At 61.3% G+C, this 24,170-nt stretch carries 18 protein-coding genes and 1 pseudogene; 7 read left to right on the plus strand and 12 right to left on the minus strand.

Annotated elements, in window-relative coordinates; all coding sequences use genetic code 11:
* Positions 1-217: 217 nt before the first annotated feature.
* Positions 218-4,021 carry a beta strand repeat-containing protein gene (locus AB7M25_RS18720; protein WP_454237816.1) on the plus strand — a complete coding sequence of 1,268 codons (3,804 nt, stop codon included), beginning with the start codon at positions 218-220 and terminating at the stop codon, positions 4,019-4,021.
* A 414-nt stretch (positions 4,022-4,435) separates the two neighbouring features.
* Here AB7M25_RS18720 and AB7M25_RS18725 read toward each other — a convergent pair whose 3' ends face one another.
* The 3 genes from AB7M25_RS18725 to AB7M25_RS18735 all read right to left on the minus strand — a co-directional run bounded on the left by AB7M25_RS18725 (position 4,436) and on the right by AB7M25_RS18735 (position 7,793).
* Positions 4,436-5,569, minus strand: coding sequence for an alanine--glyoxylate aminotransferase family protein (locus AB7M25_RS18725; protein ID WP_454237817.1), 1,134 nt, complete (start codon positions 5,567-5,569; stop codon positions 4,436-4,438).
* Between the two features lie 314 nt (positions 5,570-5,883).
* Positions 5,884-7,059, minus strand: a complete 1,176-nt coding sequence (locus AB7M25_RS18730) for a sensor histidine kinase (protein WP_429519415.1) — start codon at positions 7,057-7,059, stop codon at positions 5,884-5,886.
* A 272-nt stretch (positions 7,060-7,331) separates the two neighbouring features.
* Complete coding sequence (locus AB7M25_RS18735; protein ID WP_116265222.1) at positions 7,332-7,793, minus strand: HvfA family oxazolone/thioamide-modified RiPP metallophore; 462 nt, start codon at positions 7,791-7,793, stop codon at positions 7,332-7,334.
* A gap of 623 nt (positions 7,794-8,416) precedes the next feature.
* Here AB7M25_RS18735 and AB7M25_RS18740 point away from each other — a divergent pair.
* On the plus strand, positions 8,417-8,770 hold the full coding sequence (locus AB7M25_RS18740; RefSeq protein ID WP_429519414.1) for a DUF6124 family protein: 354 nt from the start codon (positions 8,417-8,419) through the stop codon (positions 8,768-8,770).
* A 667-nt stretch (positions 8,771-9,437) separates the two neighbouring features.
* On the opposite strand, the gene AB7M25_RS18745 is transcribed toward AB7M25_RS18740, so the two are convergent.
* Positions 9,438-10,454 (minus strand): M14 family metallopeptidase, encoded by a 1,017-nt coding sequence (locus AB7M25_RS18745; RefSeq protein ID WP_429387879.1) that lies wholly within the window; start codon positions 10,452-10,454, stop codon positions 9,438-9,440.
* 171 nt (positions 10,455-10,625) lie between these two features.
* On the opposite strand from AB7M25_RS18745, the pseudogene AB7M25_RS18750 reads away from it, so the two are divergent.
* Positions 10,626-11,111, plus strand: a pseudogene (locus tag AB7M25_RS18750) (TetR family transcriptional regulator C-terminal domain-containing protein); the annotation flags it as partial.
* Here the strand turns inward: AB7M25_RS18750 and AB7M25_RS18755 are convergent.
* The 6 genes from AB7M25_RS18755 to AB7M25_RS18780 form a co-directional block, all read right to left on the minus strand.
* A complete protein-coding gene (locus tag AB7M25_RS18755) occupies positions 11,067-12,071 on the minus strand; it encodes a DMT family transporter (RefSeq protein ID WP_116581749.1) in 1,005 nt (334 codons plus the stop codon). The pseudogene AB7M25_RS18750 and the gene AB7M25_RS18755 sit on opposite strands and share 45 nt — an antisense overlap.
* Positions 12,071-12,769: an ABC transporter permease subunit gene (locus AB7M25_RS18760; protein WP_015095644.1), complete on the minus strand. Its 699-nt coding sequence runs from the start codon at positions 12,767-12,769 to the stop codon at positions 12,071-12,073. The genes AB7M25_RS18755 and AB7M25_RS18760 overlap by 1 nt, the downstream gene beginning before the upstream one ends.
* Before the next feature lie 18 nt (positions 12,770-12,787).
* Entirely contained in the window at positions 12,788-13,501 is a 714-nt protein-coding gene (locus AB7M25_RS18765; protein ID WP_007981895.1) for an ABC transporter permease, read from the minus strand.
* Between the two features lie 251 nt (positions 13,502-13,752).
* Positions 13,753-14,535, minus strand: coding sequence for a transporter substrate-binding domain-containing protein (locus tag AB7M25_RS18770; RefSeq protein WP_258681512.1), 783 nt, complete (start codon positions 14,533-14,535; stop codon positions 13,753-13,755).
* Between the two features lie 27 nt (positions 14,536-14,562).
* Positions 14,563-16,566, minus strand: a complete 2,004-nt coding sequence (locus AB7M25_RS18775; protein WP_454237818.1) for an aminotransferase class I/II-fold pyridoxal phosphate-dependent enzyme — start codon at positions 16,564-16,566, stop codon at positions 14,563-14,565.
* Positions 16,567-16,723: 157 nt separating this feature from the next.
* Positions 16,724-18,124 (minus strand): MFS transporter, encoded by a 1,401-nt coding sequence (locus AB7M25_RS18780; RefSeq protein ID WP_454237819.1) that lies wholly within the window; start codon positions 18,122-18,124, stop codon positions 16,724-16,726.
* A gap of 216 nt (positions 18,125-18,340) precedes the next feature.
* Here AB7M25_RS18780 and AB7M25_RS18785 point away from each other — a divergent pair, with 216 nt between their 5' ends.
* Positions 18,341-19,225 carry a LysR family transcriptional regulator gene (locus tag AB7M25_RS18785; RefSeq protein WP_454237820.1) on the plus strand — a complete coding sequence of 295 codons (885 nt, stop codon included), beginning with the start codon at positions 18,341-18,343 and terminating at the stop codon, positions 19,223-19,225.
* Positions 19,226-19,410: 185 nt separating this feature from the next.
* Positions 19,411-19,830 carry an organic hydroperoxide resistance protein gene (locus AB7M25_RS18790; RefSeq protein ID WP_454237821.1) on the plus strand — a complete coding sequence of 140 codons (420 nt, stop codon included), beginning with the start codon at positions 19,411-19,413 and terminating at the stop codon, positions 19,828-19,830.
* Positions 19,831-19,971: 141 nt separating this feature from the next.
* Here AB7M25_RS18790 and AB7M25_RS18795 read toward each other — a convergent pair whose 3' ends face one another.
* Both AB7M25_RS18795 and AB7M25_RS18800 read right to left on the minus strand, forming a co-directional pair.
* Positions 19,972-20,424: a cupin domain-containing protein gene (locus tag AB7M25_RS18795; RefSeq protein ID WP_429387887.1), complete on the minus strand. Its 453-nt coding sequence runs from the start codon at positions 20,422-20,424 to the stop codon at positions 19,972-19,974.
* Between the two features lie 163 nt (positions 20,425-20,587).
* On the minus strand, positions 20,588-21,082 hold the full coding sequence (locus tag AB7M25_RS18800; RefSeq protein ID WP_429387889.1) for a winged helix-turn-helix transcriptional regulator: 495 nt from the start codon (positions 21,080-21,082) through the stop codon (positions 20,588-20,590).
* Positions 21,083-21,181: 99 nt separating this feature from the next.
* On the opposite strand from AB7M25_RS18800, the gene AB7M25_RS18805 reads away from it, so the two are divergent.
* Together AB7M25_RS18805 and AB7M25_RS18810 are read left to right on the plus strand one after the other, a co-directional pair.
* Complete coding sequence (locus tag AB7M25_RS18805; RefSeq protein ID WP_429387891.1) at positions 21,182-21,814, plus strand: isochorismatase family cysteine hydrolase; 633 nt, start codon at positions 21,182-21,184, stop codon at positions 21,812-21,814.
* Entirely contained in the window at positions 21,814-23,379 is a 1,566-nt protein-coding gene (locus tag AB7M25_RS18810; RefSeq protein WP_454238367.1) for an aldehyde dehydrogenase (NADP(+)), read from the plus strand. The genes AB7M25_RS18805 and AB7M25_RS18810 overlap by 1 nt, the downstream gene beginning before the upstream one ends.
* Positions 23,380-24,170 lie beyond the last annotated feature (791 nt).

The raw sequence follows: 24,170 nt of genomic DNA on the forward strand, positions 1-24,170 counted from the left end.
TGAAATCATCAGCCGAAACCAGACTCGGCTGCGATGAGTGGCGCGCATGGACTCTTCCGACATCCAAGCGCAAGTGAATTTCTTTAATTTGCCGGGCCACTTTGTTGTTTAAGTGCCTCTATAAAGTGTCCTGCACGATTTAAACCTGTCCGGCAGCGTTCGATAACAACGCCGTTGCCTGGGCTCCACCTGCTACCTGGAATGAAGGACATCAGCTTTGGCCACAGTAATCGGCACAACGGAAAACGATAACCTCTCAGGGACAAGTGGGCCTGACAGCCTGACGGGCGCGAGAGGAAACGACACCCTCAACGGCGGTGCGGGCCAGGATACGGCTATCTATACGGGCAACGCTGGCGACTATCGCTTTGGATGGAGTAACGGCCAGCTGACGGTCACCGACCTGAATGTCGTTGGTGGCGATGAGGGTACCGATTACCTGCGCAATATCGAAAGCCTGCAATTCGCCGACAGGATTCTGAGCGTCAAGGCTGGCGGTGAAAGCCGGGTCAGTACGCTGACGCCGATGACTGTGGACAGTATCTCCATTACCGGACTGGCCGACGGTGGGTGGGTGGTGTCCATGCAGTCCTCTGATTCGGGCGATATTTTAATCCAACGTTACAGTGCAGCAGGCGAGAGGCTGGGCGATGAGATTACTGTCGCGCCTTTGAATTCGCTATACGCTCAGCAAAATTCCGATGTCACCGGGCTGGCTGACGGTGGCTGGGTGGTTACCTGGTTCTACACTGGGGGGAGTGGTGACATCTATGCCCGGCGGTTCAGCGCGGCTGGCGATCCCATGGGCGATGAATGGCGCGTCAATACCCACACGGCTGAAAGCCAGGACAGCCCGGCTGTTACAGCACTGAATGACGGTGGTTGGGTGGTGGTATGGATGTCGCGGGACGTCGCTGGCAATAACTTCACGATCGAGGCCCAACGCTATGACGCAGCGGGTATAGCTGTGGGGGGTGAAACCCAGGTCAACACGACGACAGGGGATAATCAGATCGCACAGTACAGCTCTGACGTGACGGCCCTGAAGGACGGTGGCTGGCTGGTGACCTGGCATGCGAATCACCCGGGCGAAAGCCGCTTCGATATTTATGCCCAGCGTTACGATGCAACCGGTAACAGGGTAGGCAGCGAAACGCAGGTAAACACCAATACGCTGAATGACCAGTACATTCCTGCGGTAACGGCCTTGAACGATGGTGGCTGGCTGGTGAGCTGGTCATCCTTCAGCGTAGCTGCCAATGGTAGCGATATTTACTTCCAGCGCTATGACGCCAATGGTCAGGCGGTCGGCGGTGAAACCCTCGTCATAAACAGCCCTCACTTTGCCACTCAGTCTCAGAGTTTCTCCGATGTAACGGCATTGGCTGATGGCGGCTGGGTGGTGACCTGGGAAGCGGGCGGCGAACAGGATGGCAGTGGGCTGGCTATCTATTCCCAGCGCTATAACGCAGCGGGCCAAACCGTCGGTGGCGAAACGCTGGTCAACACCACCACTGACGGCCATCAGGTTGTCGCCAAGGTCACGTCTCTGGAAGACGGCGGCTGGGCGGTGACTTGGGTGTCTCAAGGACAGTCCAGTCATGTTAATGACGGTATCCATGTCCAGCGCTTCAGTGCCGATGGCACCGCGGTACGGCTGGAGGTCAATGGCGGGAGCGGTGATGACACGCTGAACGGTCAGGGTAACCTGCTGTTGGTCGGGGGTGCTGGCAATGATACTTACGCAGTGGTCGATAGCCTGGTTCAACTTCGTGAAGAGGTGGGTGCCGGCACTGACACGGTCAAGTCGGCTGTGAGCTGGGAGCTGGGTGCCAACCTGGAGAACCTGATACTGACAGGGACTTCAACGATCAATGGTACCGGTAACGGCCTCGCCAACACGCTGACCGGCAACGCCGCCGCCAATACCCTCAATGGCGGTGCCGGCGTCGATGTGATGATCGGCGGCCTGGGCAATGACATCTACTACGTCGACCATGCCAGCGACGTGGTCAGCGAGACGTCCGACACCGGTGGCGTCGACACCGTCGTCTCCAGCGTCAGCCGCACCCTCGGCAACTATCAGGAGAACCTGACCCTCACTGGCACCTCGGCGCTCACAGGCACGGGCAACAGCCTCGCCAACACGCTGACCGGTAACGCCGCCGCCAATACGCTCAATGGCGGTGCCGGCAATGACTTTTTAAATGGCGGCGCAGGCGTCGACAGGATGACGGGTGATGAGGGTTCTGACATCTACTACGTCGACAACGCGGCTGACGTCGTGGTTGAAACAAATGCCACGGCCAGCACCGGCGGCAGCGACACGGTCTACAGTTTTCTCGGCGCCTACACCCTCGGCGCCAATGTCGAGAATGGGCGCGTCCTCGCCACCGGGATCGCCGGCCTGACGGGTAACGGCCTCAACAACATCCTCCATGCCGGGGTCGGCAACAACGTCCTCAATGGTGGCACCGGCGTCGACACCGCCTCCTACCTCTATGCCACCAGTGCAGTCGCCGTCAGTCTGGCTGTGACCACGGCCCAGGCCACCGGCGGATCAGGCGCTGACACTCTGATCGCCATCGATAACCTCACTGGCTCCAACTACAACGACACGCTCACGGGCAACGCCGCCGCCAACCTGCTGAGCGGTGGTGCCGGAAACGATACGCTCGACGGTGGGGCGGGCAATGACGTTTTGAATGGCGGCACTGGCGCCGACGGGATGACGGGCGGTGATGGCTCCGACATCTACTACGTCGACAACGCCAGCGACGTCGTGGTTGAAACCAATGCCACGGCCAGCACCGGCGGCAGCGACATGGTCTACAGCTCTCTCGGCGCCTATACCCTCAGCGACAATGTCGAGCACGGTCGCCTCCTCGCCACCGGGGTCGCCGCCCTCACGGGCAACGGCCTCAACAACACCCTCTATGCCGAAGTCGGCAACAACGTCCTCAATGGCGGCACCGGCGTCGATACGGTGTCCTACTTCTATGCCGGCAGCGCCGTCAGCGTCAGTCTCGCCGTGGCCACGGCCCAGGCCACCGGCGGATCAGGCTCCGACACCCTGATCGCCATCGAAAACCTTGCCGGCTCTAACTACAACGACACACTCACGGGCAACGCCGCCGCCAACCAGCTCAATGGTGGCGCCGGAAACGATACGCTCGACGGTGGGGCGGGCAATGACGTTTTCGATGGTGGCACAGGTCTCGACAGGATGACGGGCGGTGATGGATCTGACCTCTACTACGTCGATAACGCCGGCGACGTCGTCATTGAAACCAATACGACGGCCAGCATTGGCGGCAGCGATACGGTCTTCAGCTCTCTCGGCGCCTACACCCTCGGCGTCAATGTCGAGAATGGGCGAGTGCTCGCCACCGGGATCGCCACCCTGACGGGTAACGACCTCAACAACACCCTGTTTGCCGGGGCCGGCAACAATGTCCTCAATGGCAGCACCGGCGTCGACACCGCCTCCTACGCCTATGCCGGCAGTGCCGTCAGCGCCAGCCTGGCCGCGACCACGGCCCAGGCCACCGGCGGCTCAGGCTCAGACACCCTGATCGCCATCGAAAACCTCATAGGGTCCAATTACAACGACACGCTCACGGGCAACACCGCCGCCAACCTGCTGAACGGTGGGGGCGGGAACGACATCCTGATCGGCGGTATGGGCAAGGATGTTCTCACCGGCGGCGTCGGTAACGATATCTTCGATTTCAATGCCCTCGCTGAAACGGGGCTGACCAGCTCCACCTGGGACATCATCACCGACTTCACCCAGGGAGCCGACAAGATTGACCTGTCGACGCTCGATGCCAACACGGCGACGAACACCAATGAAGCCTTCAGCTCGATCATCGGCAGTACCGCAGCCTTCAGTGCGGCCGGACAGTTGAAGGTTGCAGGGGGCGTGCTCTACGGCAACACCGATGCGGACAGCGCCGCCGAATTCGCCATCCAGATAGTCGGTCTCAACACCGCGACCACGGCGGACTTTATACTTTAACTCGCGGGGGGAGCTCTAAATCTGGCATCTGACAGGGTGGTGTATTTAAACCCAGAGCGCCCCGAAACCAAGGGCGCAACGGGTTAACAGCTGTAGGACCAAGGCGGCAGGTCAAATAACTCTGCCGACAAGCCAGCAAGCGGTCATGGAGACACGACTTCTATTCAAAGAAAGCAAGCCCCCAAAATCCCCGCAGCAACGAACCATACCAATGCAATGATTACCGCAGCAAATCTGTTCGCTGGCCGCTTCACATGGCTTTTCTCCCACTCACTCGCTTTGACCTGACACTCCTCGAGCACCTGCGCAGGCATCAAGCGAATAGCGGGCCCAGCCACGTAAACGATCAAATATGTGTTTCATATCGAAATAGTCTGTACCTGAAGGAGCGTGTGCTGCGGGCGAGATGAGGGCTTAGTCAACCATCACCTCGTCCAGTGCCTGCTCGAGGGTGCTGACCGTGCGCTCGATATTGTGCAGCTTTTCGAGTCCGAACAGACCGATGCGGAAGGTCTGGAAGTCGGCCGGCTCGTCGCATTGCAACGGCACCCCGGCGGCGATCTGCAGGCCGTGGTCGGCAAATTTCTTACCGCTCTTGATGTCGGCATCATCGGTGTAGCTCACCACTACGCCAGGGGCCTGAAAGCCGGCGGCGGCCACGCTTTTGATGCCTTTGCCGGTCAACATTGCGCGCACCCGATCACCCAGCGCCTGTTGTTCGCCGCGGACCTTGTCGAAACCGTAGGCTTGTGTCTCTTTCATCACTTCGTTAAATCGCGCGAGGGAATCGCTGGGCATGGTCGCATGGTAGGCATGTCCGCCCTGTTCGTAGGCCTGCATGATCTGAAGCCACTTTTTCAGGTCGCAGGCGAAGCTGCTGCTTTGCGTCTGTTCGATGCGCGCGAGGGCCAGGGAACTGAACATCACCAGGGCGCAGCAAGGGGAAGCGCTCCAGCCTTTCTGCGGTGCGCTGATCAGCAGGTCGACCGCGCATTTGTGCATATCAACCCAAATGGTGCCTGAGGCGATGCAGTCCAGCACGAACAGGCCACCCACCGCATGCACGGCGTCGCCGACAGCCCGCAGGTACTTGTCGGGCAGGATAATCCCTGATGAGGTTTCAACGTGGGGGGCGAAGACAATCTGCGGCCTCGAAGCCGCAATGGCTGCCAGCACTTCGTCCAGAGGGGGTGGGGCGTAGGCAGCCTGGCGCCCCGTGTCGACCGGTCGGGCTTTCAGCACCGTGGTGGCCGCCGGGATGTTGCCCATTTCAAGGATCTGGCTCCAGCGATAGCTGAACCAGCCGTTGCGTATCACCAGGCATTGCTGGTCGGTGGCAAACTGTCGCGCCACCGCTTCCATGCCGAATGTGCCGCTGCCCGGGACCACCGCAACCGCCTGGGCGTTGTAGACCTGTTTGAGGGTCGTGGAAATGTTCTTCATCACGCCTTGAAATGACTGCGACATGTGGTTGAGCGAGCGGTCGGTGTAGACCACTGAGTACTCGACCAGCCCCTCGGGATCGATACTGGGATAGAGCTTTGACATGGGGTGACTCCTTTGGCAGAAATCTCGGTGGTATCGACCCTGCCCTAAGCCTTGGCAAATGACAAGATTGCTCGGGATTGAAGGGCGACTTCTGTCGAGCGGCGGGCATCATCAGGTCGATGACTGGACGTAGCAATGCTCGCAGGTGGCTGCTGAGTTGTGGGCGGATGGGCCTTAAAGGTTTCTACCTCCTTGCATTCGGTCGATAACGACCCGTTACGAGGGCAGCAGCCGACCCACAGCGGCCAGTCACGCCAGGCTATCGCCGGCTGGCAATGGAGGGGCGATGGGACTGAGTGAAGGGGCAATCCAAGCTAATTCAGGGTGCGAGGAAAGCTTGCAGTGAATGTCGTTCCGCTTGCTAGAGAAGAGGTTACAGCCACTTCGCCGTAGTGCGCCCTTGCGATCTCACGAACAATGAACAGGCCCAGCCCTACACTTCTAAGTTCAGCATTGTCATGACTGCCACGGATCATCGGTTCGAACAGGTCCTCGAGCAACTCCGGTGGTATGGGTGTGCCAAGGTTGTGCACTGTAATAATGACGGCTTGATCTTCGAAGCTCGAAGAAACGGTGACTTCGCTATCGGCAGCACCGTAGGCCACTGCATTGGCGACCAGGTTGCCGATGAGCTGATACAGCCGATCACTGTCGGCAGTAAAGTCACCTTGCCCATCACGCAAGTGGATCAATTCATGCCCGGGGAAAGCCAGACTCAATTCGTCCAGGCAGTCGGCAACCAGCTCGTGCAGATCGATTGGTTTGGGCAGGACTGCGATACCTCGCCCGACTTGAGTCAAAGTGAAATCCAGCAGATCGGCCACCAAACGCTGTGCGCGCTCTACCGAGTGGGTGATGTGACCAAGTATTTGTGCTTGTTTAGCATCCATCTCCCTGCGACCCAACAGTTCCGCCGCCATTTTTATCGCCGACAATGGGTTGCGCAGGTCGTGACTGACAATCCCGATAAGCTGCTCGGCGAACAGGGCTCTGTCTTCAGCCGCGGTGTAGGTGATGCGCAGCTTGTCTTGGGTAATATCCATTACCCGTTGATCCTTGAGGTGTTTTGCCAAATGTCTTTCGGCGAGCATTCGGGCATTGAGCAACTCGCGCTCGTACCTTTGCCGATCTTCGGCCTTGAACAGCGTCATTTCCAGAAATACACCAGCAGAACTCTCACAACGGATGGCGCTGAGCATCATCGCAATTGAATGCCCGTTGTAGTGAACAAGATCGAACTTGACATCAGCGATTACGCCCTGGATTTGCATAAGGGGCGTCCAGTACGTCTTGTGGAACATCCTTCCCTCGTGGTTCATCAAGTCCTGGATGTGACGACCGATCAGCTCGTTCCTGCGGTAGCCAATCCAGCGGCAGAAGGTGAGGTTGGCCTGTGTGATCTGGCCATTTTCTGCGGTAAGCAGCAAGCCACAATCAGCTTCGTCGAAGAGAATTTCAGAACCGGGCTGCGAATCGTCATCTGCGTGCATTTGTATTCACTGACCAATGGGGCCGATATCTGGGAAATTATAGACACCATTCGCGCAAGGCCCCTTAAAACCTACCCCCCTTTCGCAATGAACACCTGCTGATTAAATCCGACGCAATCGGTCGTTAGAACGAATACAAATAACTGGTCAGGTCAAATGTAAGCGGGTGGTCAAGTGAAGTGCGATTTCGCGCCTGACGACCAAACCACTACTGCCCACGCAAAAACCCTTCCTGCGCGTCAACGCAGGAAGGGTTTTTTGTTTGCATCTGATCAGTCTTTAGCCTGGCTCAGCTTGGTGAACAGCTCGGTCGGTACTTTCTTGCCGTTGGAGGTGTATTGGTTGGTGCGGAACTTGTACACCTCACCCTCGGACAGGAAACCGTCGCCGTTGGCGTCCATGGCCTTGAATTCCTCTGTGCCCTTGGGTGCCACGGCCAGCAGTTCCTTGAGCGACACGCGGCCGTCATGGTCGGCGTCGGTGCGGGCGAACGAAGCATCGCCGCACTTGCCTTCACCGCACTTGCCTTCGGCCTGGGTCTTTTGCGCGCTGGCTTCGCTGGCACCGCACTTGCCTTCGCCACACTTGCCTTCACTGGTCTTCTCGGCGGAGGCCAGTTGATAGCCCTGAGGCAGGGCTTCGGCGGAAAACGCCGAGGATGCGAAGTTGATACCGCCGACCAGTGCTACAGCGATCAGGCCAATACGGGTTTTGTTCGACTGGATACGAGACATGTTGATACTCCGGATCAATGACGTGGCGGGACCACTTTTGGCCGTACCACAAGGGTTGATGAACCTGGTTGCGAGCTGCGTTGTGCTTCTCGCTTTGGCAGGTCTATTTGGCCCCAGTGGTGTATCCGGGCTGTATCCGTGATGAGTGGGTTTTGTAGGGTTGTAGTCGGATTTCGTGCGCTGATACACAGCGATACACGAAAGCCGGTCTTCAGTTGATCAGGGATGTTTTTTGCTCGCGTGGGGATCGCTCGACATTGCCTGCGAGCGCTTGTTTAAAAAGGTTGTAGGGTATTTCCGGCGGGCTACAAGACCTTGCGTCGTTGCCTACGGGTACGCCAGAATCCGCCGGCTTGTGCGCTTAGGGGTCGGGTTCTATCGTTCGCGTGCCGCTGCTTAATCAGCGGTCGGGTCTGGAAACCCCGAAATGAAAATGGCGCCACCGCGCCCTTCGTAACCTATGCTTGCACGCTTTTAAGTGTGCACTCCGTTATGGCGGCTGTGCGCGGGAGACCTTCGGGTCTACCGGGTTGCCGTTTCCCCGGGTTTCCAGCCTGCGTACAGCTGCCACCCCTTCGTCTGGAAACGAACGTGGCAGCTTCAACCATGAAGCGGAGACTCCCATGTTCAAGGTCACCCCCAACCCGCCGGACACCGATCCGACATCCCCCTGCGAGCCCGATTCAAACAGGCTCAACGACGCCGCCGAATCCGCCTTCCACGTCCCCTCCACCGCCGACATCAAAGCCACACCGCGCACGCCTGGCACTCTGTTTACCGTCGACCCCGAGGCCGATACCGAAACGCTGATGGTGTATCTGGTCGAGACCCTGGCCTCGGTCGATGTGATGATGCATCAGTTGGTGGATCATCTGGAGGGTGGGTCGCGCAATGCCCTGTTGGGGATTTCCAATAGTGTGATGCTGGCGGAGATCACGGCGAATCGGGTGTTGGATCAGATTGATCCGCGTGAATAAACCCGGTCATTTGTAGGAGCTGGCTTGCCAGCGATGGCGGCGGTACGTTCACCATCGCATCGCCGGCAAGCCGGCTCCCACAGGGTCGTGTTCACAGCGCTCAATTGTAGGAGCTGGCTTGCCAGCGATGGCGGCGGCATGTTCACCATCGCATCGCCGGCAAGCCGGCTCCTACAGGGTCGTGTTCACAGCGCTCAATTGTAGGAGCTGGCTTGCCAGCGATGGCGGCGGCATGTTCACCATCGCATCGCCGGCAAGCCGGCTCCTACAGGGTCGTGTTCACAGCGCTCAATTGTAGGAGCTGGCTTGCCAGCGATGGCGGCGGCATGTTCACCATCGCATCGCCGGCAAGCCGGCTCCCACAGGGTCGTGTTCACAGCGCTCAATTGTAGGAGCTGGCTTGCCAGCGATGGCGGCGGCATGTTCACCATCGCATCGCCGGCAAGCCGGCTCCTACAGGGTCGTGTTCACAGCGTTCAATTGTGGGGCTGGCTTGCCAGCGATGGCGGCGGTACGTTCACCATCGCATCGCCGGCAAGCCGGCTCCCACAGGGTCGTGTTCACAGCGCTCAATTGTAGGAGCTGGCTTGCCAGCGATGGCGGCGGCATGTTCACCATCGCATCGCCGGCAAGCCGGTTCCCACAGGGTTTGTGTGGTTGATGTTGGCTAGTTCGGGTCGAGCAACCCGCCGTTCCAGTGACGCGACACCCGGCTGCCGGTGAATTTCGCTACGCCCATGCCCTGGGCGATCAGTCGGTCGCGATAGCGCGTGATCAGGCGCCCCGCTTGTTCGGCATGCAGGACCACTTCGGAAGTCGGGTCGCCCGGGGTCCTGAGGATCCGGGCAAAGCGCTGCCCTTCTTCGACGAAATCCCCCAGCTCTTTTTCGAAGATCAGCACGCCGGGTTGCGGGGCGATGAGGGTTTCCATGTGGCCCATTTCCACGGCTTCGACAGGCCAGTCTGCAGGCGCCACGGACTCATTGATGACGCCACAACTGCACAGCCAGTTGTAAAGCCCTTCGGCATCCGACTCGGCGAAGCGGTCGTTGACGTCGCCCTGCCCGCGCAGCTCCAGGGTCGCGGCCATGCGCCCTGCTGTGACGCCGTCGCGTATCCACGGGGCGATGATGGTTTCTTCGAAGGAACCGTCGCCGCCGTCATCCCAGATGATCGCCACGTCCATCTTCATCGCCGCCGCCAGTTCGCGACCGCCGGGCCAGAAACTGCGGTGTACGTAGAGGTACGGCAGGGCTTCGTCGTCGGTGTGCAGGTCGAGCATCACGTCGGCCGGGGCTGCCAGTTGCACCAGTTTTTTTTGCCATTGCTGGACGCAGGTCGAAGGTCGCGCCATGGCCGCCGACTGGTCGAACGCGCGATTGAAGTTGTGCCCGGTCGCGTCGTGGTAACGCCCGAGTATCCGGCCCTGGCGAAACTGTCCGATGCCCAGTGGATTGGCTTGTGGCACCACGGTTACCTGGCCCTTGAGCCGACCTTGGGCTTCGGCGATCTGTAGCCGTTGCATCAGCACATGCAGGACCAGCATCCCGGCGATTTCATCGGCATGCACCCCGGCCTGCAGGTGCACGTTCGGCCCGCTGCCATCGCCGGCATAGCGCCAGGCGCCGACCCGCACGGCATCGCCGTTGTTGTTGCTGACACTGAACGAAATATCCTGCGGCATTGGTTTTCCCTCCTGTCATGACCGTTGAAAAACGCTGTATCGCGGCTGTCGAGGCTGGTGATTGAACAGGTGTTCAACTAAGCTCGACAGCGTGGAAGCTCATCCAGGGACAGCCTTGTGACAACCGATGCCCCGAAAAACCGTCGCGCCGAACCCGAAGACCGCCGCGAAATGCTGGTGGCGGCCACCCTGCGCTGCCTGGGCCGCGACGGTCACGCCGGGATATCCGTGCGGCGCATCGCCACCGAAGCCGGGGTGTCCGTGGGTTTGCTCAACCATCACTTCGGCAGCATCGAGGCACTGATCGCCGACACCTACCAACGGCTCGCGAGCGAGCTGACCACTGCCCTGCTCCAGGAAATCGAACAGGCACAGACACCTGCGCAGAAGATCGATGCCTTTCTGGAAGGCTCGTTCTCGCCCAGGGTCATGGACCCGAAACTGCTCGGGGTGTGGGTGGTGTTCTGGAGCCTGATCCGTCACTCCGAACACGTCAGCCAGTCCCACGAAAAAAGCTACCGCGCCTACCTCGATCTGATCCGCCAGTTGCTCGACGGCCTGGCGGCCAGCGAAGGCTTTGTGATTCACGACACGCGCCTGGCCGCCATCGGCCTATCGGCGATGCTCGACGGTCTCTGGCTCGAGTGGTGCCTGAACCCCGAGACCTTCAGCGCCGCCAACGGACTGCATATCTGCCGTTGCTGGATAAAGGGGCTGCGTCACGGAGCATTCAGCACCGACGACGTCCTGTGACGGGTGCCGGCCGAAGATCATCGCCAGGGTGCCGCTGACGGCGATCAACCCGGCGCCGATCATCAGTGACGTGTCCATCAGCGTGCCCCAGACCAGGCTCGACAGGGCAAACGCCCAGATCAAGCCGGTGTATTCGAACGGTGCGAGCAAGGTCGCGGTGGCGCGGCGGAAACTGGCGAACAGCAGGAACTGGCCGATGCCGCCCACCAGGCCGGCGCCGAGCATGCCCAGCCAGGCCGGTGTTGGCGAGGGTGTGTAAGTCCACGGCAGCGCCACCGCCATGCAAATCACAAACACCACGTTGGTGATCAGCATTTGTTCCAGCACGGAGGTCTGGTCATCCACCTGACGCAGCTGGATGTAGGTGAACGCCCAGCACATCGCCGCCAGCAGGGTCAGGACGATGGGCAACGGCTCGGTCATGTGGTCGGGACGGCAGGCAATGATCACCCCGACGAACCCGACGATCAGGCTGAACCACTGCCAGCCGCTGGCGCGCTCCTTGAGGATCACCGCCGCCAGCACCGTGACCATGATCGGCGCGGAAAAATACAGGGTGGTCATCTCGGCCAGGGTCAGGTCCCGGGCGGCCGTGTAGTACAGCACCCAGGCGACAATCGACAGCAAGCCGCGCACCACCAGCAGGCGCCGGCTCGGTGAATGCCAGGCGCGCTGGATAACGCGCGAACGCCCCGCCAGCAGCACGGCCACGACCACCACGGCGGCGCGCCAGAACAGAATGGTGACCACCGAATAATCGGCCACCAGCCACTTGATGACCGCATCCTGCAACGACAGGAACGCGTAGCCCAGGGTGCACAGGCCAATGCCCTGCAGCGAGCGATCGACGTTGGACGAGCTCATCAGGCGGACCTGCGCACGGGCGTTCCGCGCCGCTCGGCGAAGGCAAACAGCGCTTCGATCAGGAAGGTCAGGCAGACGTAGACACCGGCCACCAGCAACAGGGGTTCGTACACCTGCAGGGTTTGCGCGCGGACCACGTTGGCGGCGCCGAGCAGGTCGATCACGGCGATGGTCGAGGCCAGTGCCGTGGACTTGAGCAGCATCACGGTCTCCCCCGCCAGGGTCGGCAACAGCAGGCGCAGGGCCCGGGGCAAGCGCACCCGCAGCAACGACTGGCGCGCGGTCATGCCAAAGGCTGACGCGGCTTCCATCTCGCCCTTGGGCACCGCGAGCAGGCCACCGCGAATCACTTCGCCGACATAGGCCCCCATCGACACCACCAGGGCGAACACGATGTACCAGTAGCCATCGCGCAGGTAAGGCCAGAGAAAGCTGCCGCGAATCAGCGGGAACTGGGCAAACAGGCTGCCCAGCCCGTAGTAGTAGATGTAGATCTGGATCAGCAGCGGCGTGCCGCGCGTGACGCTGGTGTAGAACAGGCTGACCTTGGCGATCACCTTGTTTTTCGAGATCCGCGCCAGCGCCACCAGCACCGCCAGCAGGTAACCGAACACACTGGAGACCAACAGAATGATGAGGGTGGTTTGCAGCCCCCGGCCCAACAGCGCCCCGTATTCAACTATCCACGCTGGAATCATTTCATTCTCTCTGCCGGTTCAGTCAACAAGAGGCATCCAGCGACGAATGCGTCGCTCCAACCGTCCCGAAAGATAGTTCGACGCCAAGGTCACCGCGTAGTACAGCGCGGCAGCCGTGAGGTAGAACAACAGATAGTGGCGCGTCGAACCCGCGCCTTGCTTGGCGGTGTACAGCAGCTCGTTGGTGCCGACCACGCTGATCAGCGCGCTGTCCTTGATCAGGTTGATCCACAGGTTGGCCATCCCGGCCATGGCGTAAGGCGCCATGATCGGCAGCGTGACCCGGCGGAACAGACCGAAACCGTTGAGGCCGAACGCCTTGGCCGCTTCGATCTGGCCGAAGGGAATCGCCTGGATCGCCGCGCGGAAAATCTCCGAGGCGTAGGCGCCCTGCACCAGCCCCAGCACGACGATGGCCGCCAGCGGACCGCTGACATTCACCACGCCATAGCCGAGTCGGGTCATCAGCGAGTTGAGGAGCATGGAGCCGACGTAGTACAGCAACAGAATCAGCAACAACTCGGGAACCGCGCGGAACAAGGTGGTGTAGCCGCGCATCAGCGCCGCAATCGGCTTCGGCGCGCCGAGCTTGAGGCACGCCACCACCAGCCCGATCGCCAGCCCGAGCACAAAGGCCCCAGCGGAAATCTGCAGGGTCATCCAGAGCCCCTTCAACAGCGCACTGCCCCATCCTTGTTCGGTGAAATTGATCAGATCGAACATTGCCGGCATATCAACCTCCAGTATGCGATCTGAAAGCACCCCTTTACCCTTGTAGGAGCTGGCTTGCCAGCGAAGGCGGCGGCACATTCACCATCGCATCGCCGGCAAGCCGGCTCCTACAGTGGGCGGTGTTTAATTCAGATCTACGTTTCGCCTGCCCCTTGTAGGACCTGGCTTGCCAGCGATGACGGCGACACATTCACCATCGCATCGCCGGCAAGCCGGCTCCTACAGGGTTGGGGTCGCGATTTGGCGTGGCGTCAGAACGCCGGCTTCACGCTGGTGCCGAAGTAGCTCTGGGACAGCTCGTCGTAGTCCTTGCTCGCCAGCAACTCCTGGATGGCCTTGTCGAGTTTCGCCTTGAGTTCGGTGTCGTCCTTGCGCAGGCCGGCGCCTACGCCTTTGCCGAAGATCGGGTCGTACGGCACGGTGCCGAGGTAGGCCAGGTCCTTGGCATCCGGAGTCTTGACGAAGGCGGCCATGGCGGTGCCGTCGGCCATCATCAGGTCGATGCGCCCGGCAATCAGGTCGGCGTTGGCCGAGTCCTGGGTGTCGTAGTACTTAACGTCGGCGATTTTTTCGTAGTAGGTCTTCAGGTAGCTGGCGCTCACGGTCGAGTTCTGCACGCCGATGATCTTGCCCTTGAGGTCATCCGGGTACTTCTTCACCGAGGCCTCTTTCGGGCCGACGACGGCAATCGCCGAGTCGTAGTAGGCCTTGCTGAAGGCGATCTGTTTTTCCCGTTCTTCGGTCACCGACATCGAGGAAAAGATCACGTCGATCTTCTTCGCCAGCAGCGACGGAATGATGCCGTCCCACGCCACTTCCTTGATCTCGCAATCGGCTTTCATTTCGCTGCACAGCTTGTGGATCAGGTCGACTTCAAAGCCCTTCCACTCACCGTTGGCCTGCTTTTCGGTGTACGGCGGATAGGGTTCGGCGGCCACCGCGAAACGGATGGGCTGTGCCTGAGCCGCGCTCATGCCGGCCAGCAATACGCAGGCCGCACCGGTCAACCAGTTTGCAAAACGTCGATTTCCCATGTTGTTTTCCCGTCTTTTTATGATGAGTTAGCGAGTCTGATGAGCGTTGACGAATTGCCGGCAACGCTCGCTGCGTGGGTGTACGAACACTTCGTCCGGCGAACCGGTTTCCTCGATCAGCCCTTGATGCAGGAAGGCGACTTTGGAAGAGACATCGCGTGCGAAAGCCATTTCATGAGTCACCAGGATCATGGTCCGGCCTTCTTCGGCGAGGGAGCGGATCACCCGCAGCACTTCCCCGACCAGTTCCGGGTCGAGTGCCGAGGTGGGTTCATCGAACAGCATGACCTTGGGCCGCATGGCCAGGGCCCGGGCGATGGCCACCCGTTGTTGCTGTCCCCCGGAGAGAAACGCCGGGTACTCGTTGCGCTTGGCCGCAAGCCCCACGCGTTCAAGCAGGGCTTCGGCCCGTTCGGTGGCCTCCGCACGGCTTTCACGCAAGACCTGGGTCGGCGCTTCGATGAGGTTTTCCAGCACCGTGCGATGGGGCCAGAGATTGAAGTTCTGAAACACCATGCCCAGGCTCGACCTGATGCGCACGAGCTGTTTGGCGTCCGACACCAGCGGTGCACCGGGACGATTCTGGTTAAGGTGAATGCTTTCGCCATCGACCAGGATGCGGCCTTGGTCCGGCACTTCGAGCATGTTGATGCAGCGCAGCAAGGTACTTTTGCCCGAGCCGCTGGCACCGATCAGGGAGATCACCTCGCCTTCGCGGGCGGTCAGGGATACGCCCTTGAGCACTTCGATATTGCCGAAGCGTTTGTGCAGGCGATCGACCTCGATCATGGTCTTGGCCGCGGCCGGTTCGACGGTAGCAGTGCTGGTCACGGTGCCGATCACCGGCCTCGGCGCTTCACCGTTGAGCACCTGGACAAAACCGCGAATGCGCTGACAGGCCTGGGCCAGTCGCTCTTCACTGAGGGTGAACGAAAGCCGTACAAAACCCTGGGCCGGCTCACCGAATGCCGCGGCATCCAGGACCGAGACACCGGCTTCACGCAACAGGCGCCAGGCGAACTCCAGCGAGGTCAGGCCGGTGCCGCGCACGTCCACCAGCACGAACATGCCGGCATCCGGGTTGAGCACGCTGATACCCGGGCAATCGGCCAGGCCGGACACCACCAGATCGCGGCGCCGGCGATAGATCTCGCGCATGCCGTGGGTAACGTCATCATGGGACTGCACGGCCTTGAGCGCCGCTTCCATGACGAAACCGGGCAAGCCGTACAGCATGCTCAGCACCAGGGTTTCGACATGATTGACCAGGGCTTCGTTGGCCACGACCCAGCCGATGCGCCAACCGGTCATGGCATGGGATTTCGACAGGCTGCCGATCACCACGCAGCGCTCGGCCATGCCCGGCAACGCCGCCAGGCTCAGGTGTTCGCGCTCGTAGGCGAGGCTCTCGTAGACCTCGTCCACCACCACCCACAGGTCATGGGCGATGGCGAGGTCGGCGATGGCTTGCAGCTCTTCGCGACCCAGTACCACGCCGGTGGGGTTGTTCGGGTTGGAGAAGAAAATCGCCCGGGTGCGCGGGGTGATGGCCTTGGCCAACACGGCGGCATCGAGGCGGAAACCCGAGTCTGCCGCACAGGGCACCCGTACCAGCGTGGCGCCGGACGCCTTGAGCGTGGCTTCGTAAGTGACGTACATCGGATCGAAGGCAATCACTTCGTCGCCGGCACCGAGCAGGCACATCGAGGTGGCGAACAAGGCGTTCTGCGCACCGGCCGTGAGAATGATGTTCGACGCCTGCAGTTCGCGGTCGATCAACCGGCTGTAGCGGCCGGCGATGGCTTCGCGCAAGGCCTGGCGGCCGGCGATTTCGGTGTAGTGGGTATCCCCTTCGCGCAAGGCGTGGATGGCGGCATCGGTGATGAAATCCGGGGTGGGGAAATCCGGGTCGCCGACGCTGAGGATGATCACGTCCTCGCCTTTGCGCTGTGCCGCGTTGGCCGCGTAGTGAATATCCCAGGCGGCAACGCCTTGGCCACTGATCCGCTCTACAAAGGGTGAAAACCGCATGCCAGTGCCTCGTTCGAATTGAAGAAACGCAAGCCCGCAACCAGCCGGGGGAAGGTGGCCCTCAACATAGTCCAGACTGAACAGTCGTTCAACAGAAAACTCACAAGGCTTCGCGTTCAGCGCAAACAGGTCGTTTTCACGACAGTCGCGCCGTTTTTCAACACGACGCGATCAGGCGACGTGAAACGATTTTGCTGACCGCGCCAATCGCCAGGGCGATGCAGATCAGCCCCGCCGCAACCGCAAACGTCAAGCGCATCCCCTGCGCAATGGCCTCAGGTGGCGCCTGCAAAACATCATGGCTGGCCGTGCCGAAGACGAACACGGCGCCCATCACGCCAGCGCCGGTGATCAAGCCCAGATTGCGCGACAACCCGAGCAGGCCGGAGACCACGCCGCGCTCTTGCGGCGCGATAGCCGACAGCACGGCGGTATTGTTGGCCGCCTGGAACAGCGCATAACCGGCGGTCATGACCGCCAGGGGCACGATGTAGCCGAGCGCACCGAAGCCCGTCGGCACGGCAGGCAGGATGCAAGCGCCGGTCAGCATGGCCAGCAATCCGAACGTGCCGGATCGATGTGCGCCCAATCTGTCGACCCATCGACCCGCCGGGACCCCGACCAGTGCGGCGACCAGCGGCCCCGTCGACATCACCAGGCCAACGCTCGCTGCATTCAACGCCAGTGCGCCGGTGAGATAAAACGGCCCCACCACCAGGGTGGTCATGACCACGGTCGTCACCAGCAGGCTCATGGCGAAACCTGCGCTCAACTGCACATTGCGGAACATCGTCAGGCGAACCAGCGGCGACCCGGTGGTGCGCTCGACGAACACAAACACGCCCGCCCCCACCACGGCCACCAGCAGCAGTGCCAGGTTCAGCGGCGCAAAACGGCCACGCCCGAGGGTCATCGCCAGCGCATAGACCAGCAGCGTCAGGACCAATACCAGGGTGCCGAGGACATCGAAACCCGCTTGATCCGCCCTTTGCTCAGGGTCATCTTTCGGCAGAAAACGCTGCGCGAGGCACATCGCCAAAACACCCAACGGCACATTGACCAGAAAAATCGCCTGCCATCCCGAATTGGCAATCAAAAACCCACCGAGGGTCGGGCCGAGCGAGGTGCCAATCGCCGACATCGCGCCGAGCAGGCCCATCGCACTGCCCAGTTTTGCCTTGGGCACCGCCTCGCTCACCAGCGCCAGGGTCAACGCCATCATGATGGCCGCGCCGATGCCCTGCAGGGCCCGGGCGGCAATCAGCAACCCGAGACCGGATGAGACGGCGCACAGGACTGAAGCGGCGGTAAACACACAAATTCCGATCAACAACAAACGCCGACGACCAATGATGTCGCCGAGCCGCCCGACACTGACGATCAGCGCCGTGATCGCCAGCAGGTAAGCGAGCACCACCCATTGCACTTGCTGGAAAGAGGCCGAGAACGCGGCGGCCAGTGTCGGTAAACCGACGTTGGCAATGCTCGTGCCCAGGGATGACAGCAGCATGGACAGCGACAGGCTGGCCAGCGCGCCCCGAATCGATATGGACTTCATTTTCTCGCGACTCCGCAAACAGGTTGTCTGGAGCCTAAGCCCAGCCATAACATGGCGGAAGACGCAGCGTTTGCACTGAATACATGCACCAGACGCCACCTACCCACAACCCAGTGTGGGAGCGGGCTTGCTCGCGAAAGCGGTGTGTCAGCCAACGTTGATGTTGAAGCTGATGGCCCCTTCGCGAGCAAGCCCGCTCCCACAGGAACCCATTCCATGCCCGACCTGAATCTGCTGATCACCCTGAACGTGTTGCTCGAAGAAGGCAGCGTGGCCCGGGCCGCGCAGCGTTTGCGCCTGAGCCCGTCGGCCATGAGCCGGGCGCTGGCGCGGTTGCGCGAAACCACAGGCGATCCGTTGCTGGTGCGGGCCGGGCGCGGACTGGTTCCCACACCCCGGGCACTGGAGCTGCGTGAACGCGTCGGTGTGCTCGTACAGAACGCCGAAGCCGTCCTGCGCCCCGCCGAGGCACTTGACCTCGATCAACTGGCGCGCACCTTCACCCTGCGCACCAGCGACGGCTTCGTGGAGAATTTCGGAGCGCCGCTGATCGCCCGCATCCACCGCGAGGCGCCCGGTGTCCGCCTGAATTTCGTGCAGAAGCTGAACAAGGACAGCACCCTGCTGCGCGACGGTTCGGTGGACCTGGAAACCGGCGTGATCGACGAATCCACCAGCCCGGAAGTGCGGACCCGGATGCTGTTTCGCGACCGCTTCATTGGCGTCGTGCGCGAGGGTCATCCACTGGCCCAAGGTGAAGTCACACCGGTGCGTTATGCCGACGCCCGGCACATCCTGGTTTCACGCCGGGGCCATGAAAAAGGTGTGATGGACGACGCCTTGGTTGAGTTGGGGCTGAAGCGGGAGATCATCACCATCGTCGCCGGTTTTGCGTCCGCGATTGCATTGGCGCGGGCTTCAGACCTGGTCGCCAGCGTACCGCAGCGGCATGTCGGCAACCTGTGCCAGGGCATGCATGGCTTTGCATTGCCCTTCCCCACGCCGCCGATCACGGTGTCGATGCTCTGGCACCCGCGCATGGACGCCGACCCGGCGCATCGCTGGCTGCGCGGTTGTGTGTGGGAGGTTTGCAGTCAATAACCTCCGACGCCGCGCGCACTCAAGCGGTTTGTATCGAACTGTATTTCCCCCCGGCCACCTTACACGGCGATACACATCCGCCAGGTTCAGGACATATGGGCAGTACATGGAAGTGAAAAAGTGGGGCGCATCGGAAAGCGCAGGTTTTCCGAGCATTCCAGCGACCCACTGACAGGAAAAACACCATGATCAATGCAATCGATACCGTGCTGTACACCGGCAAGACCCACACCACCGGCGGCCGCGACGGTCAGGCGCGCAGCACCGATGGACGCTTGGACATCAAGCTTTCGCCTCCCGGAGGTTCGGGCGCCGGCACCAATCCTGAGCAACTGCTGGCGGCGGGTTGGTCGGCCTGTTTCATCGGGGCGATGGGCAAGGCGTGCGTCTCGCTGAAAGTGGCGTTGCCGAGCGATGTTGCGGTGGATGCCGAAATCGATCTGGGCAAGTCCGAAAACGCTTTCTTCCTTCAAGCCCGCCTGAATGTCAGCCTGCCGGGCCTGGACCCGGCCATCGCACGCAGTGTGGTGGAACTGGCGCATCAGACTTGCCCGTATTCCAAAGCGACTCGCGGCAATATCGACGTCGAGATCAATCTGGTTTGACCGACGCGGCTGAACACCGCAATCGTTTTTGTTGTTGTGGGAGCGAGCTTGCTCGCGATGGTCTAGAGAGCGCCGCGTTTAGCCAGTAAGCACGCGTTATCGTTAACGACCATCGCGAGCAAGCTCGCTCCCACAGTTCATCTACTCCTTGAGGATCAGCAGTGGCTGGCCTTTCCTGGCGATGTAGGTTGCCAGCTCCGAGGCCTTGTCCTGGCCCACGTTCTTCGCCACATGGGCGACGCCTTCGGGGATGTACAACGAATCACCGGCCTTGAGCGTCACCGGTGCCCGCCCTTCCAGTTGATACTCGAAGGTCCCGCTGATCACGTGCGCCACTTCTACGCCAGGGTGAGCGTGTTTGGGTGATGTCACGCCCGGGTCGAAGTCCACGAGCACCTGAGTGACTTCGCGATCGGCGGCGCCCAGGTCTTCGCGTACCAGATCGGTGCGATGCAGGCCCTGCTGCCAGCTTTTCATCGCCGGAGCCGGCTGTGCCGCCTGGGCTTGAGAGAGGCTCGCGAAGGTCGCAAGCCCTGCAGCGGCCAGGGCAATGCCCAGCTTGCCGATGGTGTGACGGGTGTTGATACGCAACATTGCCTTTCCTCCAGTTGAACCCTGGCCAGCCGCGCCGAAAATGACACGGTGCCGGTGGTTGCATTTGAAGGCCGCCGTGTATCGCCAGGGTGTCTGGAAACCCCGGTTTTGTATGCCCGGGTAACGACGGACGTTGCGGATACCTGCCGATACAAACCCGCCGCTAGGCCTTGAACGCTTCGCGCCGGGCGCTGCGTTCGGCGACATAGGCGGCACTCGGTTCACTGATCAGGTCTGCGCGGCGCAAGGGCTGCCCGCAATGGGCGCACAGCGGACCGAGGCCGGCGGGCTCGCCGCAACTGCGGTGGGTATAGACCACCGCCAAACCTTCCTCGGGCGATTTGCACCAGGTTTCGCCCCAGGCCCGCAGTGCCAGCACCACCGAATGGAACGCATCGCCCTTTTCCGTGAGGTGATATTCGTAGCGTTTGGGCCGTTCGCTGTAGGCACGTCGCTCCAGGAGCCCGTCGGCCTCCATGCTCTTCAAGCGCGCCGCGACCATTTGCGGCGTACCGCCGGTCTGCGCCTGGATTTCATCGAAGCGATGACTGCCCATGAACAATTCACGCAGCACCAGCACCGTCCAGCGGTCGCCCACGACGGCTTCCGCCCGGGAAATCGGGCACAGGGTTTCGGAAACGCTTGCTTTCACCGACATGCGGTATTGCCTCTTGCCTAGTTACTATGATTATCATATCTACATGAATTGCTGGCAACTACACTTCATCATCCACGGATTATCTTGCGGAGCACCGCCATGTCCAACGCCACCTACCCTCTTGATCGGACGGCCTACCTGCTGGTCGACCCCTACAACGATTTCCTGTCGGAAGGCGGAAAGATCTACCCCTTGATCGAGCCCATTGCCAAGGGCGTCGGCTTGCTAGACAACCTGCGCACGCTTGATCGCACCGTTCGCGGGCTCAACATTCCGGTGGTCATCGTACCGCACCACCGCTGGGAAAAAGGCGACTACGAAAACTGGGATCACCCAAGCCCCACCCAGTGCAAGATCATGCACATGCACCACTTCGCACGCGGGGAATGGGGCGGTGAATGGCACCCCGACTTCGCGCCGCAGGACGGCGACATCATCGTTCAGGAACATTGGGGTTCCAGCGGCTTTGCCAATACCGACCTTGATTTTCGCCTCAAGCAAAAGGGTATCACCCACGTGATCATCGTCGGCCTGCTGGCCAACACCTGCATCGAGGCAACCGCCCGTTACGCTCAGGAACTCGGCTATCACGTCACCCTGGTACGCGACGCGACCGCGGCCTTCAAGCCGGAGATGATGCATTCGGCCCATGAACTGAACGGCCCGACCTTCGCTCACGCCATCCTGACCACCGATGAACTGGTTGCCGCACTGGCACAGGCAGGTGCGTGATGCAGTTGACCGGCAACCTGCTGATCGGCGCCCGTGATGTCGGCGCCAGCGAAGGCACCCTGAAGGCGCTCAATCCCGCGACCAACCAGCCGATTGAACCGGCGTTCGCATTGGGTAGCGTGGCCGATGTCGACCGCGCGGCGACCCTGGCCGATGAAGCATTCGATGTGTACAGCCATACCTCGCTCGCCGTGCGGGCGGCGTTTCTCGAACGCATCGCCGACAACCTCGACCGCGTTCGCGCGGCGCTGGCGGCACGGGCCGCCCTGGAAACCGGCGTGCCCGAGGCGCAACTGGAAGGCGAGGCAATCAAGGCGGCCACCCAGTTCCGCCAGTTCGCCGATGTGGTGCGCAAGGGGCGTTTCCTGCAACTGGCCATCGACGCGGCGCAACCTGAGCGCCAGCCTCGCCCGCGCATGGATCATCGCCTGCAAAAAATCGCCATCGGCCCGGTGGCGATTTTCGGTGCGAGCAACTTCCCCATCGCCTATTCGGTGGCCGGTGGCGACACCGCGTCGGCGCTGGCGGCGGGATCGACCGTCATTCTCAAGGCGCACAACGCGCATCCCGGCGCCTCGGAAATCCAGGCCCGGGCGATCCGCCAGGCGGTGCAAGACTGCGGATTGCCCGAAGGCGTGTTCTCCATGGTGCGTGGCAGCGGCAATGCCATCGGTGAAGCGCTGGTCGATCATCCGCTGATCAAGGCCGTGACCTTCACCGGTTCCGAACAGGGTGGCATGGCGCTGTATCGGCGTGCGCAACAACGCCCCGAGCCGATTCCGGTCTTCGCCGAGATGACCAGCGTCAACCCGACCTTCATCCTGCCCCGGGCACTCGCCGAACGCGGCACGGCGATTGGCGATGGCTTTGTCGAGCGCATGCTGGTCAACGTCGGGCAAGCCTGCCTCAAGCCGGCGATCCTGCTGGCCGTCGAAGGCGCAGGGTTTGCAGCACTGCGCCACGCCATGAGCCAACGCGTGAGCGCAGCACCGGCGCGCACGATGCTGACACCGGGCATCCATGGGGCCTATCTGAACGGGCTGCGCACCCTGGAAAACGCCGGCGCCCGCCTCGTCGCCGTGGGCTCGACCGCCACCGCTGAAGTCGATGGGCGTTCGGCGCTGTTCGAAGTCGATGGCGAACATTTTCTCGCCGAGCCGGCGCTTTCCCAGGAGGTATTCGGCCCGTCCGCGCTGCTGGTGAAGGTCCGGGATGAAGCGGAGCTGTTACGGGTAGCGCGCGCCTTCAAGGGGCAACTCAGCGCGACCCTGCACCTTGAACAGGAGGACCTGCCCCTGGCCCGTCGCCTGCTGCCAACCCTGGAACGACGCACCGGGCGCATCGTGGTCAACGCCTTCGCCCATCCGCAGGAAGTGTGTTTTGCCACCGTGCATGGCGGGCCGTTTCCGGCCACCTCGGACAGCCGCTTCACCTCGGTGGGCATGACCGCCATCGAGCGCTTCCTGCGCCCGGTGGCTTACCAGGGGTTTCCCGATGCCTTGTTGCCGGAGGTTTTGCGTGAGGACAATTCCTTGGGGTTACCACGTCTTGTGGACGGTCATTGAACAAAAATGCATTTCCGGCCACCGCTGACTGCAGGAGCGAGACTGCTCCTACATCGGTGTTGGGCCAAACACAGTTCTTTTGCCCACTGAAAATCCCTGTGGGAGCGGGCTTGCCCGCGAAGGCGTCGGCACAGCCAACATCATCGGTGGCTGAACTACCGCTTTCGCGGGCAAGCCCGCTCCCACAGTAGATTCGGTAGTTCACAAATACTGCGTACACCCACTAACCCTGTGGGAGCGAGCTCGCTCGCGAAGGCGTCGGCACAGCCAACATTATCGGTGGCTGAACTACCGCTTTCGCGGGCAAGCCCGCTCCCACAGTAGATTCGGTAGTCCACAAATACTGCGTACACCCACTAACCCTGTGGGAGCGAGCTCGCTCGCGAAGGCGTCGGCACAGCCAACATCATCGGTGGCTGAACTACCGCTTTCGCGGGCAAGCCCGCTCCCACAGTAGATTCGGTAGTTCACAAATACTGCGTACACCCACTAACCCTGTGGGAGCGAGCTCGCTCGCGAAGGCGTCGGCACAGCCAACATCATCGGTGGCTGAACTACCGCTTTCGCGGGCAAGCCCGCTCCCACAGGAGATTCGGTAGTTCACAAATACTGCGTACACCCACTAACCCTGTAGGAGCGAGCTCGCTCGCGAAGGCGTCGGCACAGCCAACATCATCGGTGGCTGAACTACCGCTTCGCGGGCAAGCCCGCTCCCACAGGAGATTCGGTAGTTCACAAATACTGCGTACACCCACTAACCCTGTGGGAGCGAGCTCGCTCGCGAAGGCGTC

The sequence above is a fragment of the Pseudomonas sp. AP3_22 TE3818 genome, assembly GCF_053628995.1.

Coding starts and splice junctions, on each gene's coding strand:
- AB7M25_RS18800 (WP_429387889.1), bottom strand. CDS start 21,082: ATGTCGGTGAAAGCAAGCGTTTCCGAAACCCTGTGCCCGATTTCCCGG.
- AB7M25_RS18770 (WP_258681512.1), bottom strand. CDS start 14,535: ATGGGAAATCGACGTTTTGCAAACTGGTTGACCGGTGCGGCCTGCGTA.
- AB7M25_RS18735 (WP_116265222.1), bottom strand. CDS start 7,793: ATGTCTCGTATCCAGTCGAACAAAACCCGTATTGGCCTGATCGCTGTA.
- AB7M25_RS18760 (WP_015095644.1), bottom strand. CDS start 12,769: ATGATTCCAGCGTGGATAGTTGAATACGGGGCGCTGTTGGGCCGGGGG.
- AB7M25_RS18785 (WP_454237820.1), top strand. CDS start 18,341: ATGCCCGACCTGAATCTGCTGATCACCCTGAACGTGTTGCTCGAAGAA.
- AB7M25_RS18780 (WP_454237819.1), bottom strand. CDS start 18,124: ATGAAGTCCATATCGATTCGGGGCGCGCTGGCCAGCCTGTCGCTGTCC.
- AB7M25_RS18740 (WP_429519414.1), top strand. CDS start 8,417: ATGTTCAAGGTCACCCCCAACCCGCCGGACACCGATCCGACATCCCCC.
- AB7M25_RS18775 (WP_454237818.1), bottom strand. CDS start 16,566: ATGCGGTTTTCACCCTTTGTAGAGCGGATCAGTGGCCAAGGCGTTGCC.
- AB7M25_RS18790 (WP_454237821.1), top strand. CDS start 19,411: ATGATCAATGCAATCGATACCGTGCTGTACACCGGCAAGACCCACACC.
- AB7M25_RS18725 (WP_454237817.1), bottom strand. CDS start 5,569: ATGTCAAAGCTCTATCCCAGTATCGATCCCGAGGGGCTGGTCGAGTAC.
- AB7M25_RS18755 (WP_116581749.1), bottom strand. CDS start 12,071: ATGAGCTCGTCCAACGTCGATCGCTCGCTGCAGGGCATTGGCCTGTGC.
- AB7M25_RS18795 (WP_429387887.1), bottom strand. CDS start 20,424: ATGTTGCGTATCAACACCCGTCACACCATCGGCAAGCTGGGCATTGCC.
- AB7M25_RS18810 (WP_454238367.1), top strand. CDS start 21,814: ATGCAGTTGACCGGCAACCTGCTGATCGGCGCCCGTGATGTCGGCGCC.
- AB7M25_RS18730 (WP_429519415.1), bottom strand. CDS start 7,059: ATGCACGCAGATGACGATTCGCAGCCCGGTTCTGAAATTCTCTTCGAC.
- AB7M25_RS18765 (WP_007981895.1), bottom strand. CDS start 13,501: ATGCCGGCAATGTTCGATCTGATCAATTTCACCGAACAAGGATGGGGC.
- AB7M25_RS18805 (WP_429387891.1), top strand. CDS start 21,182: ATGTCCAACGCCACCTACCCTCTTGATCGGACGGCCTACCTGCTGGTC.
- AB7M25_RS18745 (WP_429387879.1), bottom strand. CDS start 10,454: ATGCCGCAGGATATTTCGTTCAGTGTCAGCAACAACAACGGCGATGCC.